At 38.9% G+C, this 15702-nt stretch carries 14 protein-coding genes and 2 pseudogenes; 8 read left to right on the top strand and 8 right to left on the bottom strand.

The features are described from left to right. Positions 1-53 precede the first annotated feature (53 nt). From F984_RS12290 to F984_RS12275, 4 genes and pseudogenes are all read left to right on the top strand, one after another. Positions 54-632 (top strand): annotated as a pseudogene (locus F984_RS12290) (HlyD family efflux transporter periplasmic adaptor subunit); the annotation flags it as partial. A gap of 93 nt (positions 633-725) precedes the next feature. After that, positions 726-1325: an IMPACT family protein gene (locus F984_RS12285; RefSeq protein WP_004709741.1), complete on the top strand. Its 600-nt coding sequence runs from the start codon at positions 726-728 to the stop codon at positions 1323-1325. Beyond that, on the top strand, positions 1318-1929 hold the full coding sequence (locus tag F984_RS12280; RefSeq protein WP_004709739.1) for a chloramphenicol acetyltransferase CAT: 612 nt from the start codon (positions 1318-1320) through the stop codon (positions 1927-1929). Before F984_RS12285 ends, F984_RS12280 begins: the two co-directional genes overlap by 8 nt. A gap of 155 nt (positions 1930-2084) precedes the next feature. Next, a complete protein-coding gene (locus tag F984_RS12275) occupies positions 2085-2927 on the top strand; it encodes a universal stress protein (RefSeq protein WP_004709737.1) in 843 nt (280 codons plus the stop codon). Positions 2928-3043: 116 nt separating this feature from the next. On the opposite strand, the gene F984_RS12270 is transcribed toward F984_RS12275, so the two are convergent. From F984_RS12270 to mutS, 5 genes are all read right to left on the bottom strand, one after another. Next, the gene (locus tag F984_RS12270) at positions 3044-3712 is read right to left on the bottom strand and encodes an O-methyltransferase (protein ID WP_002051063.1); all 669 of its coding nucleotides are present in this window, start codon (positions 3710-3712) and stop codon (positions 3044-3046) included. Positions 3713-3851: 139 nt separating this feature from the next. Then, positions 3852-4574, bottom strand: a complete 723-nt coding sequence (locus tag F984_RS12265) for a D-Ala-D-Ala carboxypeptidase family metallohydrolase (RefSeq protein ID WP_174876286.1) — start codon at positions 4572-4574, stop codon at positions 3852-3854. A 132-nt stretch (positions 4575-4706) separates the two neighbouring features. After that, positions 4707-5030, bottom strand: a complete 324-nt coding sequence (gene fdxA, locus F984_RS12260) for a ferredoxin FdxA (RefSeq protein ID WP_002051033.1) — start codon at positions 5028-5030, stop codon at positions 4707-4709. 345 nt (positions 5031-5375) lie between these two features. Further along, a complete protein-coding gene (locus tag F984_RS12255) occupies positions 5376-5906 on the bottom strand; it encodes a GNAT family N-acetyltransferase (protein ID WP_080631636.1) in 531 nt (176 codons plus the stop codon). A gap of 64 nt (positions 5907-5970) precedes the next feature. Next, positions 5971-8616, bottom strand: a complete 2646-nt coding sequence (gene mutS / locus F984_RS12250) for a DNA mismatch repair protein MutS (RefSeq protein ID WP_004709731.1) — start codon at positions 8614-8616, stop codon at positions 5971-5973. Positions 8617-9118: 502 nt separating this feature from the next. On the opposite strand from mutS, the gene F984_RS12245 reads away from it, so the two are divergent. After that, entirely contained in the window at positions 9119-9883 is a 765-nt protein-coding gene (locus F984_RS12245) for an SDR family oxidoreductase (RefSeq protein ID WP_002051051.1), read from the top strand. 12 nt (positions 9884-9895) lie between these two features. Then, positions 9896-10321: pseudogene (locus F984_RS12240) on the top strand (SDR family NAD(P)-dependent oxidoreductase); the annotation flags it as partial. On the opposite strand, the gene F984_RS12235 reads toward F984_RS12240, so the two are convergent. Next, positions 10308-10718, bottom strand: a complete 411-nt coding sequence (locus tag F984_RS12235; protein WP_228128019.1) for an MBL fold metallo-hydrolase — start codon at positions 10716-10718, stop codon at positions 10308-10310. The pseudogene F984_RS12240 and the gene F984_RS12235 sit on opposite strands and share 14 nt — an antisense overlap. Positions 10719-10982: 264 nt before the next feature. Continuing rightward, positions 10983-12047, bottom strand: coding sequence for an alpha/beta hydrolase (locus F984_RS12230; RefSeq protein ID WP_004709724.1), 1065 nt, complete (start codon positions 12045-12047; stop codon positions 10983-10985). 328 nt (positions 12048-12375) lie between these two features. On the opposite strand from F984_RS12230, the gene F984_RS12225 reads away from it, so the two are divergent. Continuing rightward, positions 12376-13557, top strand: a complete 1182-nt coding sequence (locus tag F984_RS12225; RefSeq protein WP_004709722.1) for an MFS transporter — start codon at positions 12376-12378, stop codon at positions 13555-13557. Between the two features lie 243 nt (positions 13558-13800). Here F984_RS12225 and F984_RS12220 read toward each other — a convergent pair whose 3' ends face one another. Then, positions 13801-14445, bottom strand: coding sequence for an SDR family oxidoreductase (locus F984_RS12220; RefSeq protein ID WP_004709721.1), 645 nt, complete (start codon positions 14443-14445; stop codon positions 13801-13803). A gap of 151 nt (positions 14446-14596) precedes the next feature. Here F984_RS12220 and F984_RS12215 point away from each other — a divergent pair, with 151 nt between their 5' ends. After that, positions 14597-15505: a LysR family transcriptional regulator gene (locus F984_RS12215; RefSeq protein WP_004709718.1), complete on the top strand. Its 909-nt coding sequence runs from the start codon at positions 14597-14599 to the stop codon at positions 15503-15505. The last annotated feature ends 197 nt before the right edge of the window (positions 15506-15702 follow it).

The following is a 15702-nucleotide window of genomic DNA, read 5'->3' as shown; positions in this document are numbered from 1 at the left end:
AAAGCGGACATTTTTACTTTGGAGAAACCGGACATTTCTATTTTGGGCTTACAATGAACGATGCACGTAACCAATATTACGTTAAAGCACGTGAAGAGTTATCTAAAGCAAATACTGACACTCAAACTCAACAACAGGTCGTGATGGGCCGTAATGACAGTTTAGAGCGTGCCGTATTTAGAGCACCTGTACGCGGTGTTGTAAAAGAAATTACAGTAACAACTCATGGTGGTGTCGTTCCGCAAAATGGTAAGTTAATGACGATTGTTCCAATTGATGAACAGTTACTGATTGAAGCTCGCATTTTGCCACGTGACATTGCATTCATTCGCCCTGGTCAGGAAGCTTTAGTAAAGATTACAGCTTATGATTATTCAATTTATGGTGGTTTAAAAGGTAAAGTTACCGTTATTTCTCCAGACACGATTCGTGACGAAGTTAAACAGGATCAATTCTACTATCGCGTTTATATCCGAACTGATACAGACAAGCTCTACAATAAACAAGGTAAGGCTTTTGGTATTACACCGGGTATGGTGGCAACGGTAGATATTCGTACTGGTGAGAAAACTGTACTCGATTACTTGCTTAAACCATTTAATAAAGCGAAAGAAGCATTACGAGAAAGATAACAGAAGAAGCCCCGAAATTCGGGGTTTTTTTTATAGGTTCGCTTCTATTAATTTCACGTTATAATTTGATTTTTATTATGCTTTATTTAATTTATGGCTTTTACGATTGCAGCACCGGTTACATTTGAAGAAGAAATTAAAAAAAGTAGATTTCAGGCAATTGCTGCGCCAGTAGAAAATGAACAGCAAGTGAAAGAATTTTTAGAATTAAATAAAGATATATCGACCACCCATCAATGTTGGGCTTGGAAAATTGGGCATAATGTTCGCTTTAATGATGATGGTGAGCCATCTGGTACAGCAGGGCGTCCAATCCTGGCAACTATTGAAGGCAACGACTTAACTAATATTATCGTCATGGTGAACCGCTGGTATGGGGGTATAAAACTGGGAACTGGTGGTTTAGTAAGGGCCTATGGCGGTTGTGCTGGGCAATCCTTATTGTTAGCTGAGCGAATTGAACTTATTGAAAAGAAGACCATTCACTTTTCTTGTCATTTTAATGAATGGGCTATTTTTCAATATGAGCTTACGCAGCAGCAAATTGATTTTCAGGAAACCTATACTGCAACAGGGGTAGATATTGAAGCTAGATTACAAATCCACCAGATTGAGCCACTTGCTTTAAAGCTCCGTGATGTCACTCGTGGCCGAGAAGAATTAAAAGTTGAGGAGGAGTTAGCAGATGACTGATTCTTTACTCAAATACCGTGAGCAACATAAGCACCGTTTAAATTATATGCCATGGCTATATTGGACTTTAAAGCCCAAACACCGTGCCTGGGCAGAAGAATGGCAAAAAGAATATCAGGCTTATTTAATGGATATGGAAACAGTCGAGATCGGGGAGAACTGTTTTATTTCACCGTTAGCCCATATTTTTGCCGAGCCAGGTAGGAAAATTAAGATTGGTGACAATTGTTTTATTGCGGCAGATTGTAGTTTGCATGGACCGCTTGAGATTGGTAACGAAGTCGCTATTAACCACCACTGTATTTTAGATGGTGGTCGAGCTGGTATAAAACTACACGATCAAGTTCGTATTGCTGCTTATTGTCATCTATATGCCTTTGACCATGGTATGCAACTAGACCGTCCGCTATATCAACAGCCTGTTCGTTCACAGGGAATCGAAATTGAAAAAGATGTTTGGTTAGGCGCGCATGTGGGAGTTAAAGACGGAATTAAAATTGGTAAACATGCTGTAGTTGGTATGAATAGTATGGTGACAAAAGATGTGGAGCCGTACCATATAGTGGGTGGAAACCCAGCAAAATTTATCCGTTTAAGAGAATAATACAGTCTTAAGAATGTAATAAAATGTTTGATCTTTAAACAAAAAAGTGGATTTTAATACATAAACCTTAACATACGGATTTTTATCTATGTTAAGTTAAAGCTAAGTTATAGAAAAATCTCCAAGGCAAATAGACCTGAAGAAGAGAGGCAAAAATGAACCGTGTTATTGCGTGTATTGATTCATCACCTTGTATTAATGCTATTGCAGATGCAGCGGCTTGGGTTGCGAAAGCAACTGGACGAGAGCTTGTATTATTACAAATTTTAGATTACTACCCAGCAAGTTATCACTTAGGTGAAATAAGTGGTGTAATCGGCTTTGAAAGCAATGCAATGTTGCTTAAAGAGTTGGCTGAATTAGAGCAAAAACAAAGTGAACTCGCTTTAGATTACAGCAATAACTTACTCAGACATATCTCTGATCTAATTAAAGAAAAACACGGAATTACATGCTCCAAAATTCAGGAAAAAGGGGATTTTCTAGAGCAAAGTTTCAATCTCTTGTATGAAAATGATATTGTTATTTTAGGGCGAGTGGGCGAAAGGGCTGCCGAAAAGCATAAACCAATTGGTAGCAATGTCGAAAACTTCATTCGAGGCGCAAATTGCACGGTTCTGACTATTGGTGAAAACTTCAAAGTACCGACACGTTTTATATTTGCTTATGAATATTCTCCTACGTGTCAAAAAATGATGCGCCGTATTGCACAAAGTGATTTATTACGGACTTTACAGTGCCATTTAGTGTATGTGGGCGATCATCCTGAAATATTGAATGAACCAGAACATTTCCTTAAAGAAGCCGGCCTAGATGTAGTCACTGTTTACCGATATGGTGATGTTGCCCAGAATATTCTTGAGTACCAACAAGAACACGGTATTCAGATTATTGTGCTCGGTGCTTTTAGCCATAGCAAAATTCATCAGTTCTTCTTGGGAAGTATTGCAACGACCATATTCCGAAACGCGACTGTGCCATTACTTGTGGCTAAATGATGAGATCAGCATATAGTTATCCGCAAATCTTGTGGATAACTATATGGAAAAGCAAGGGTAATAAAAGTAATTATTTGATTATAAATAATAAAATAGAAAAGATGATTTTTTGATCACTATTTGACAATTGCAATCGCGAAGCCGTCATGACCTTTTGAGCCAACCGTTTGTAAAGCTGTACAAGACAGAATTTGCGGATGGTTTTCTAAAGCTTTAAAGGTTTCACGAATACCTTCAATACTCGGTTTTTTGTTTTCAGGATTCAAAATATCGCCCGCACGGATGACGTTGTCTAGCACGATAATCGTGCCTGATTTTGAAAACTTAAGGCTGAGTTCTAAATACTCCGGATAACCCTGTTTATCTGCATCAATGAAAATAAAATCGAAAGGCTCAATCGACTGTGGATCTATTGCTGAAAGTATATCGGCAGCACGGCCAGCTTTTAGTTCAACTTTTACAGGAAGATTCGCATGGTCGATATTTTTTTGAGCCATTTCTGCATGTGTATCTCGACCTTCAATGGTAAGCAAATAGCCATCTTCAGGCAGGGCACGTCCTAGCCAAATCGTACTGTAGGCAGCAAAAGTTCCAATTTCTAAAACTCGCTTACACTTATTCATCTGAATAAGCATTTGTAAAAACATGCCTTGGTTTGGAGCAACTGCAAGATGATTTGAAAAGCCGTGTTCGTCGGTATTTTTTAATGCAAAGTCGAGTCGGGGATCTTCGGGAATTAAATGTGAGTCGATATATTCGTCAATGTCTGTCCACAACTGCTGCATAGTCAAATTTACCTGTATATTGATAGGCGTATTTTAAACGTTTATGACTAGAGTGCAAAAATCTTCGGATTAAGAAATTTTGGTTGATTATAGAATGAGCAAATCCCCTTAAACTGAAGCATATAAGGGGATTTATATTTTAGAAATTACACATAGAAGTATTACGGGTTAGGTCAGGTCCCCAAGTACGATAGCCTTGAGTATCAATATGGATTTGTCCTGAACTATATAAACCAATACCTAAGTTTAAACTTTGGCCATGTTGGGCCCAGAACTGACATAATTTAAACTTGGTATTTTCAATAAACGCATAGTCTTGCGGTTGTGGAACTTCTGGTCCAATACGGAAATCGATGGCAGAGTTGAACAAATGTTTAGAAGAACTTGCACCACCAGCACATTGGTTTAAAGGTAAGTCACGATAAACCGAAGTCACTTCAAAGTCGGTTAAAACTTTTGCAGCAATTAAATATTTAAAGACGCGTAAGGTCGATAAAGAGTTATTCCAAAGTTCACGGTTTGGAACAGCATATTCTGAACTTCCACATTTTTGCCAATCGCGAGCTGATCTTAATAATTCAAAACTTGGTACGATGCCAGCAACATCATGACGCGCTAGAAATTTTTCGTATTCGCGTACACGTTCATAATGATCGCCAGTATTTAACCAAGCACGATAAGAAGCAGGCTCAACTTTAGGTGGAATTGGACGTTCGATAATAACGCGTTCTTGAGGAATAAAGATGCGTTTACCACTTGGAGAGGTTTTGCCTGTTGTTGTGTGTTGGGGAGAGCTGGCGCAACCTACCATAACCGCAGGGATTATGCATAGGGGCAGCAGACTCTGCAAAAACTTCCGCATAAGAAAAATCAAAAGCTTAATAAATATTGCGCCTATTTTAATGCAAAACAGTGCACAAATTACGAGGAATTTGCAATGAAATGTTTGAATAGGGTATAAAAAAGATCAGCGGTTGCTGATCTTTTTTTGAAATTATTTTTCTAGATACTGTAACTTATCTGGTTTGCCGTTCCATTCTTCACGGTCAGCAGGTTGATCGCCAATTTGAGTAATGTTAGGCCATTTTTGAGAAAGTTCAGCATTTAACTCAATAAATACTTCCTGACCTTCTGGTAACTCATCTTCAGAGAAAATTGCATTTGCAGGGCATTCTGGTTCACATAATGCGCAGTCAATACATTCATCCGGATTAATCACTAGGAAATTCGGACCTTCGTAAAAACAGTCTACAGGACAAACTTCTACGCAATCTTGGTATTTACATTTAATACAATTTTCAGTGACAACAAAGGTCATGGCGACAGCTACCTAAAAAATATGGTTTCATTTCGAATAGCTTATTTTAGGCAAAAAAGGGGTAAACAAACAATTGCTTTTATTGATATTGTTTATTTATACATATGAAGATAAGTTAAAACTTTGATATTCAAAGGAATGTTCTGGCCTTAAGATTGGTCGGATTGTAAAATTGAGATAAAAATATATTTTTAAAAACAAAAGGTTAAATAAATTTTTTCTGATGGGTTTAAATGTCATTTGGGTCAAGGTATCTATTTGATTAGATACCTTAAATCCGACTCTTGCGCTTAAATTCTGCTTTTATGCTGCATTTATAGCTAAAAAATCCTTAAATTATAGGTCTTAAAGCATACAAAGCAAATGAATGTCTTCGGGTTCTAGCTCCCATAATTCCCGATCTGGGTGTTTTAATACTGTCGCACCATGTTTTATATAAAAGTCGACTGTACGTTTACTTGGCGTGGCTGAAATATAAAGTTGATGAGCGCCCAATTGCTTGGTCGACTCTTTGGCTGCTTGCATCAGCTTTGCGCCAATACCTTGGCCTTGTTGATCGGCATCGACATAAAAATATTGCAGTAATTTTGCATTGGGATAGTCAGTAATCATTTGATTAGATACGACACTAATGCCCACTAGCTGTTCAGCCGTATTAAAAGCCCCTACAAATGAAGCACCTTGTTGATAGAGTTCTTTTAATTTTGATGGGTCATTTTCTAAATGATAGGCATCCCAATTTTCAACATCATAAAAACAATCTGTTAATTCGAGTTGATCTTGTTTTTGTATGTAGAGTTGGGTAATCAGTTCACGTCGACTAATTTGTTGCCAAATTAAATCGATCTCTTTGTATTGTAGTGGCCTTAAGAAAATAGAAATTTTATTCTCCTCAAAGTAAAAGCAAACATGCCCATAGACATGTTTGCTCAATCAATAATTATGATTTAAGCGCAGCTTTTAGCTCGTAAAGTTGTTCAAGTGCTTGGCGAGGCGTCAAGTTATCGACTTCAATTTGCTTAAGTAAGTCTAGGGCAGGTGAAGGCACTTCGATTTCAATCACTTTCTCTATGACTTGAGTATTGGTTTTAGCTTCCGAATCTAAAGTTGCAAACAAATCATCTTGTACACTGGTTTGTAAGTGTTGCTGTTGTTGCTTCTCTAAAATACGTAAACGCTTTTGAGCTTCTTTAATGACATTAGCAGGAATACCCGCTAATTTCGCAACTTGTAAACCATGACTTTGGCTTGCAGGTCCTTGTTGAACTTTATGCAATAAAATCAGGTTGCCATTTAACTCTTGAGCAGTAACGTGGTAGTTATCAATACCTGCTTCACTTCCTAACTCTGTCAATTCGAAATAGTGAGTTGCAAACAAGCACAGACATTTAACACGCTTCGTTAAGTCAACCACGCAAGCCCATGCTAAAGAAAGACCATCGTAGGTACTCGTTCCGCGACCAACTTCATCCATTAACACCAAAGACTGATTCGTTGCATGGTGCAAGATTTGTGAAGTTTCAGTCATCTCAACCATAAAGGTCGATTTGCCCGTCGATAAGTCATCGGCTGAACCGATACGGGTAAAAATACGGTCGATTGGGCCAAGTTTGGCAGCTCGTGCCGGAACGTAACTACCGCAGTAAGCAAGCAAACTGATTAATGCGGTTTGACGCATAAAGGTAGACTTACCGCCCATGTTTGGACCGGTAATAATTGCCATACGGTGCTGGGCATCAAGGAACGTATCATTTGGTGTAAAGGGCGCTTTACTTAATGCTTCAACCACAGGGTGACGGCCACCTTGAATTTTGATACCCGTTTCTGGTGTAAATTCAGGGCGTGCCCAGTTGTTTAAACGCGCTTGATGAGCAAAGTTTGCAATTACATCAATTTGCGCGATTGCTGAACTCATCATTTGTAGATGCGCAATATTTTCACGAAGGTTTTCAAGTAAAGCTTCAAATAACGCTTTTTCACGTGCTAATGCACGAGACTCACTTGATAAAACTTTATCTTCAAAGCTTTTTAGTTCAGGCGTAATGTAACGCTCGGCATTTTTTAATGTTTGACGGCGAATATAATCGGCAGGGGCTTGTTCAGCTTGAGCGCGAGTGAGTTCAATGTAGTAACCACTCACACGGTTATAACCGATTTTTAAGGTATTGATACCGGTACGTTCACGTTCTTTTATTTCTAAATCAATCAGGAATTGGCCTGCATGATCACGAATTTGGCGTAATTCATCGAGTTCGGCATCGTAACCTTCTGCAATTACATTGCCATCACGAAGTAATACCGGTGGGTTTTCAACAATGGCTGCCATTAAATGCTGATGTAACGATTTAAAATCACCTAGTTCTTGATCAAGCTGTCCCAATAACTTGGATTTCTTCGCTTGTACAACAGGTGCTAAAGCATTTCTTAAAAATGGAATTTGTGCACAAGCGTGACGAAGCTGAACTAAGTCACGTGGTCGCGCGCTACCAAGTGCAACACGGCTAAGAACACGTTCGATATCACCAATTTCTTTAAGCACTAAACGAACCGGACTTTCATGGTAGCCCTGAATTAACTGTTCAATTGCATCTAAACGGGCATCAAGCAACGCGGTATCACGAACAGGTTGCATGAGTGTACGGCTGAGTAAACGGCCACCCATTGCGGTTTGGCAGTCGTTCACCAGTTGGAATAAAGAAGTTCCGTGTTCAAACAAAGGTTCAATAATTTCTAAATTACGGCGCGTGATTGGATCGAGCGCAATAAAGTCAGTGCTTTGTTCTAAAAGAATTGAACGAATATGTGGTAACGCCGTTTTTTGGGTTTCTTTGGCATAGTGAATTAGAGCCGCAGCAGCAGCTTTAGCCAAAGGTAATGGGTCTAAACCAAAACCAGAAAGCGTTGATACAGAGAACTGGTCACATAAGGTTTTTTGTGCGTTGTTTAAATTAAAATCGACATTTGGGCGCTTGGTTACTGGGCAATCTAAATGCTTTTTAATTTGTTCGATAATATTTGGGTCAACCAGATCTTCATCAATTAAAATTTCACTTGGCATGAGGCGTGCCAGTTCAATTGGAAGTTGTTCCGGTTTGTAGTCTTGTTGTTGAACTTTAAAAATACCCGCACTTAAGTCGAGTAAAGCAAAACCGATCTGGTTTTGATGGATGCATAGCGCCACAAGGTTAGAAGACTGATAACTTGTGAGTAGGGCATCGTCAGTTAATGTACCAGGGGTAAGAATACGAACAACTTTACGCTCAACAGGACCTTTGCCTGTGACTTCACCCACTTGTTCACAAATGGCTACAGTGCGACCTGCTTTGACCAAACGTGCCAAATAACCTTCGGCTGAATGGTAGGGAACGCCCGCCATTGGAATTGGGTTGCCATTTGCTTTACCACGATGGGTTAGGGTAATTCCTAAAAGTTTGGCTGCTAAATGAGCGTCTTCAAAGAACAGTTCGTAAAAGTCGCCCATACGATAAAACAGCAACGCATGTTGATAGTCTTTTTTGACTTTGAGATATTGCTGCATCATTGGAGTGTGGTTAGAGAGATCAGCCATGATTTCAGCGCTATTCATGCGTAAAAAACCCTTAAAAAAACGAAAAATTTACTTTTGGCTAATGAGCCAATTTCAAGTTTTTAAAAAATGAATGTAATTCAAGAAAAGTACAATAACTGGATGAACCTTAGAACCAGCATCCCTAGTATAAAGTGTTTTCAGACCATTCCAGCGGTGCAATGGTAACAAATTTGAGTAATTGAAAAAAAGAGTAGTGAACTATTGAAATAATTGAACATTGTAAAGATGTGTTGAAAACAAAACTTAAGCTTAAAAGACAATTTTCTTGAATATAACTTTAACCTTATAAGAGAAAAGAAATATACATATTAATTTTATGCATAGTTGAATATTCAAATAATTCATTTTATTCATTGTTATAGGTTGGGTATGTTTATAAACGTCGTACCAGCAATCTTATATGTTCGATAGCAAATAAAAACTCGTTTCCAAAACTGATAGGCAAACACAAGAATTTAAAAGCCCAACAGTAAAATAGACCAAGCTCAGGAGTAAAAATATGCCAACCAATTTATTTGATTTAACAGGAAAAATCGCATTAATAACTGGTGCAAGTCGTGGGATTGGTGAAGAAATTGCAAAACTTTTAGCTGAGTATGGCGCACATGTCATTGTCTCGAGTAGAAAAATTGATGATTGCCAAGCGGTTGCCGATCAAATTATTCAGGCAGGTGGTAAGGCAGAAGCGTTTGCATGTCATGTAGGTTCAATGGAGGATATTACGGCTATTTTTGATCATATCCGTTCTAAGCATGGGCGTTTGGATATTCTAGTCAATAATGCTGCAGCAAACCCTTACTATGGCCACATTCTTGATACAGACCTTGCGGCATATAACAAAACGGTTGAGGTCAATATTCGTGGTTATTTCTTTATGTCGATTGAAGCTGGAAAGCTGATGCGAGCCCAAGGTAGTGGTGCGATTGTGAACACCGCTTCTGTGAATGCATTACAACCAGGCGACCGCCAAGCTATTTATTCAATTACCAAAGCAGCCGTGGTGAATATGACGAAAGCGTTTGCCAAAGAATGCGGCCCTTTAGGGATTCGTGTTAATGCGATACTCCCAGGTCTAACAAAAACCAAATTTGCTGGCGCCCTATTTAGCAATGAAGAGGTATATAACCGTTGGTTGCAAGAAATCCCATTACGCCGTCATGCGGAGCCACGTGAAATGGCTGGAACGGTTTTATATCTTGTCTCTGATGCAGCAAGTTATACCAACGGCGAATGTATTGTGGTTGACGGTGGTTTAACCATTTAAGGACGGGTAGCAATGTACGATCAGTATTCAGATCAAGTGGTCTTAATCACAGGCGCGGCGAGTGGATTTGGTGCTCTACTGGCTCAACAACTGGCAGAACATGGAGCAAAATTAGTCTTGGGAGACCGCAATATCGCAGGGCTGAATGCAGTGGTTGAACCGTTACAACAAGCGGGTATACAAGTGGTTGCGCAGGCTTGTGATGTTAGTCTTGAAGCAGAAGTACAGGCATTGGTACAAAGTGCGGTGGATCATTTCGGTAGAATTGATGTCAGTATAAATAATGCGGGTATGAGTCCGCCAATGAAAAGCTTTATTGATACCAATGAGGCAGATCTGGACTTGAGTTTTGCTGTAAATGCCAAAGGCGTATTTTTTGGAATGAAGCATCAAATTCGGCAAATGCTACAACAAGGTGGTGGCGTTATTCTAAATGTGAACCAATACCAAGCGGTACGACGACATTTCTGACCTTATCCTTGAGTTGGGTGACTGTCGCATAGTCCAGATGGTCATAGTGATCGTGGGAAATAAGTAAATAATCAATTTCAGGGATATCTTCAACTTTGTAAAGGTTTGTTCCCTTAAATGCCTTAATCAAAAAGGAAAAGGGCGCAGCATGATCACTGAGGACAGGATCAATTAAAATACGTTTTCCTGCTAACTGAATATAATAAGCAGAATGCCCCAGCCAAATCACTACATCCTGCCGGGGATTTAGAGCTAATAAATTGGTCTTAATGCTTGGGATAACCTGTTTAGGTACAGTCTGCTGATCCTCAGCCCATAAATTATCCCAGAAAATTTTTAGGGTACTTTCTCCATCACGGAGCATCGGTGTTGCAACGGGATAGGCAAATTCATCCTGACCATAATGAGAAGATTGCTTGATTCTTTCGAGACGCGCCTTTTCTGGTAAGTGTCCAAATTGCGGACGATTCAAAGTTGTACAAGCGGTAAATAATATGCCTATTCCAGATGCAAGTAGAAGTAAGATAACTTTGTATTTTTTTTTCATCATGGCTGGACAATAACTTAGATTCCCGATTAAAAAAAGCCAAGTTGATTTGAGTCTACTCAACTTGGCTAAGCGATGAACTTACTTTAAGTTTTTAGTAAAGAAGTCAGTTAATTTATTGAAAGGGATTAAATCAACACGGTCATATAAATCAACGTGTCCTGCACCTTTGACGTAGTATAATTCTTTAGGTTCACCAGCACGTTTATAAGCATCTTCACTGAACTCTTTTGAATGTGCCTGGTCACCCGTAATAAATAACATTGGACGAGGTGAGATGGTTTCTATGTCATTAAATGGATAGAAATTCATAAACTTGATGTTACTGGTCAAAGTTGGATGCGTAGTCAACTCTGGGCTTGAACCTTTAGGTGTAAATTCTCCACGCGGGGTACGGTAAAAGTCATAAAATTCACGTTGAATAGGATGAGTATCGGCAGTGAGTTCATGTACAGTACCACTGGTGTATTTTGTTTTACCACCAGTAAATTCAACATAACGCTGTTGAACTGCTTCAGCAATAACCTGTTTTCTCTGTTCTAAGGTCTGAGAATGATTTAAAGCATTACGGTTAGCCGCACCCATGTCGTACATACTGACAGTCGCAATTGCTTTCATACGTGGATCAATTTTCGCTGCACTGATGACAAAGCTGCCACTACCACATATCCCTAAAGCACCAATACGGTTACGGTCAATAAAATCACGAGTCCCCAGATAGTCTACAGCCGCACTAAACGCTTCAGCATAGATATCGGGAGCGACCACGTTGCGAGGTTGCCCTCCACTTTCACCCCAGAATGATTGATCAATTGCAAGTGTAACAAAGCCCTGTTCTGCCAACTTTTGAGCATAAAGCATTGAGCTTTGTTCTTTGACTGCTCCCATCGGGTGCCCAATGACAATTGCAGGGGCTTTAGTGTTTTTCTTGAGATTTTTAGGAATAACCAGATTACCGACAAGATCCATGTTGTACTGGTTTTTAAAGGTTACCTTTTGGATGGTGACCTGACTGCTTTGGTAAAAGTTATTTGCATCGTTTGACATATCTGCCGCCATCGTTGAGGTTGAAGAAAATAAACCGACTGTAGCCGCCAGAGCTGCGGTTAAAGCTACATTGCGAAATTTTTTCATACGAATTTGCATGATCTCAGCTCCCATATAAGATTTGTTTTAACGAGTTTAGGTATGGAAGAAAGTCTAAATGCTTTGGATTCTCAGGATTAGTCTAAAAAAACAGCATAGACTTATGAGTAATATTCATGAGTGGATGAGCCAAGTCTTTTAATTTTTAGATATTAATAGGTTAAAAGTAAATTTCTTATTTAAATAAATAGGTATTGGGAGATATTTATCTTATAGTTTTAGATACCCATTCATGAATTATATATATAACTCTATTCTGTTTAACACCCTTATTCCCCTGTATTGTTATTTTTATAATCGACGTCTCAATCTTATATCGGGAATAATGATGTCAAGTCGTCTAGAAAAACAAGAGCATGTGGAACCGCCTGCATACTGGAGTGGTGTTTTTGCAATGACCTTATGCGTTTTTGTATTGATTGCCTCTGAATTTATGCCAGTTAGTTTACTTACCCCGATTGCAGCAGATCTTAAAATTACTGAGGGAATGGCGGGACAAGGAATTGCCATTTCAGGAGCCTTTGCAGTCATGACGAGTTTGACAATCTCTCGCTTGGCAGGAAATGTTAACCGCAAAACCTTATTATTAATTTTAACCACCATCATGGCAGTGTCAGGTGCAATTGTCGCACTTGCACAAAGCTATACAATCTACATGATTGGACGAGCACTGATTGGTATGGTGATCGGTGGGTTCTGGTCAATGTCAGCAGCGATGGCGATGCGTTTAGTGCCAAGTGTGCAAGTTCCTCGTGCATTGGCAATATTCAATAGTGGTAATGCCTTGGCTATGGTTATTGCTGCACCGTTAGGTAGCTATCTGGGATCAATCATTGGTTGGCGAGGGGCCTTTTTTAGTTTGGTTCCTGTTGCCATACTGGCTCTTATCTGGCAGTGGATCAGCCTACCATCAATGCAGGTTGCATCTGAGTCAACAGAAAAACGCTCATCAATTCTAGGATTATTAGGTAAACCAGTGGTGATGATTGGTATGTTGGCAGTCAGCTTATTTTTTATGGGTCAGTTCTCACTTTATACCTATGTCAGACCCTTCTTGGAAACCATCACCAAAATTAACATTTCGACCTTATCTTTGATCCTGCTTGGAATTGGAGTGATGGGTTTTATTGGTACCAGTGTTATTAATATTTTTCTTAAACGTGGATTTTATACAACTTTAATAACGATCCCAATCATGATGGCTGTAATTGCAGTAGCCCTAATATTTTTTGGGACATGGCCAATAATAGTTGCTGTATTGTTAGGTTTGTGGGGGTTCCTTGGAACCTCAGCACCTGTGGGATGGTGGAGCTGGTTGGCTCGTACCTTGCCTAACGATGCTGAAGCTGGGGGAGGATTAATGGTAGCAGTTGTCCAGCTTGCAATTGCTTTGGGTTCAACAGTAGGTGGGCTGTTATTTGATCATAGTGGTTATCAGACAACTTTTGTGGTCAGTGCTATTATTTTAGTTATTTCTGCGATTTTTACTTCACGTCTTGTCGCGAAGTAAAAAATTTAAGGAAACTTAAATATGAATCTAAAACATCGAATGAGGGTAATGTTTGTCATGGTCATAGCGGCCATGACAGGATTCAGAATGAACCTGATGAAATCAGCGTGGCTCATCTTGAATCCTCTCATGACTAGGTTTAATCCATTATAGGAACATTCAGACAGACAGGTGAAATCCAAAAATCAGCATAGTGTTATGAGAAAAATTTATTAATAAACCATTACTCTTCAGGTATTTAGTTTAACTATAGGCTGCTGGTCGATTACCTTCAGTATTTGGTTGACTCAGCCCCAGATTTTCCCTGATATAAAGTTGTGGATTTTCTACAATATCCGCAATAAAACGTCCGAGACTTGCTCGAGATGTTTCTGTTCCCTTAAAAATCTCACCCTTTTGAGTTAATTCAAATTCTTCTATGGATTTATTTGTAAGCCATACAGGACGTAAAATTGTATATTCTAATGGAGAATGTTCAATCACTTCTGCTGTTCTTAAATTAGTTGGCCGAGTATAGCCAACCATCTGTTTATCCCACGAGTTAAAGGGTTCAGGTAATTCATCGTAAATCCCCCCAGCACTAATCGCAATTAAACGGTTGACTTTAAGCTCCTGCATCACCTTAACAATATTTGCTGTTTTGATATCCAGATCCATCCCCCCTAAAGTACTGATTACAATATCTTGTCCTTGAATAGCAGTTCTAAGATCATCTATATCGGTGGCATTCCCCTCAAATATACTGATCTGCTTATTATCGTGGAGGGAAGAGAGTTTGCTGGCCTGACGCATAAATAAACTTAGTTTTACATTAGGTTGTTTGATCAATCGTGAAATAACTTGTTGTGCTGTTAGACCACTTGCACCGATTACGATTACTTTTTTCATTTCAAATTACCCATTAAATTTATATTGCTACTAGTATAGAAATGGAAAAAGAGAAGATTAAGGACTTAAAACGGCATAGAGTTATGAACAAAATTAATCAATAAGTTCTATACTGCTTTCAAGAGAGCTTGAAAACAGGGATATATGTATTGTGATTACAAAAGAAAATTACAATGATCTTTATGCCTTCTTGATGGTGACAAGGGAGGGGAGTTTTACTAAAGCAGCGGGCAAATTGGGTATTTCACAGTCAGCCTTAAGCCATACTATCAGAGGTCTCGAAGAGCGATTGGGGATGCTGTTGCTCACCCGAACTACTCGTAGCGTATCACCTACTGAAGCAGGAGAGCGATTACGTCAAACAATTAGTTCCAGTTTTGATCATATTGATAATGAGCTTTCATTACTAACTAAATTGAGAGATAGTCCTGCGGGGACAGTAAGAATTAATGCTAGTAGTCATGCAATAAGACAAATCTTACTACCTAAATTACAAAAGCTGACCAAGCTTTATCCGGATATTAATATTGAACTGACTGCTAATAGCGGTATGGTTGATATTGTGGCGGAACGTTTTGATGCAGGTGTCCGTTTTGGTAGTCGAGTTGCAGAAGGAATGATTGCGGTCCGAATTGGTCCAGATGTGAAGATGGCTGTAGTGGCAACGCCTGAATATTTTGAAAAAAATGGCAAGCCCCAAACGCCCCAAGATTTATATAATCACTCATGTATTGGCTTTAGGTTAACAACTCAAGGAGGAATATACGTCTGGGAATTTGAACATGAAGGATTGGAAGTAAAAATTAAAATAAATGGACAATGGATCTTTAATGAATCCTACCATAGTGTAGATGCAGTTCGCCTAGGTTTGGGAGTCGCTTATATTCCTGAAGATATGATTGAGGAAGATCTTATAAGTGGTCGTTTAATCAAAGTACTTGAAGCATATAGTATCCAATTTCCAGGTTATCATTTGTATTATCCCCATCGTCGTCAGCAGTCCCCTGCATTGAAGTTGGTAATCGATACATTGAGACTTAATGACTATAATAAATATTAGATTTCTCGTTAACTATCGATATTGTATTACTAAATGATATTCTAAATATCAATTTTAGGTAGAGCTTTATAGTTTGTAGTATTTCTTGTGATCTTAGAAAACTTTATTTAGTTCATTCATAATTTTTCATTTCTTCTTCAGCTTTTATGCGGCAGTGTTGTCAATGTCTCAGAAGGGATTTTTAAGTCCAAATTATG

Source organism: Acinetobacter nosocomialis NIPH 2119 (assembly GCF_000368085.1).
In the GTDB taxonomy this organism is placed as follows: domain Bacteria; phylum Pseudomonadota; class Gammaproteobacteria; order Pseudomonadales; family Moraxellaceae; genus Acinetobacter; species Acinetobacter nosocomialis.
The sequence above is the reverse complement of the archived record's forward strand: the minus strand, read 5'-3'. Positions and strand labels throughout refer to the sequence as shown.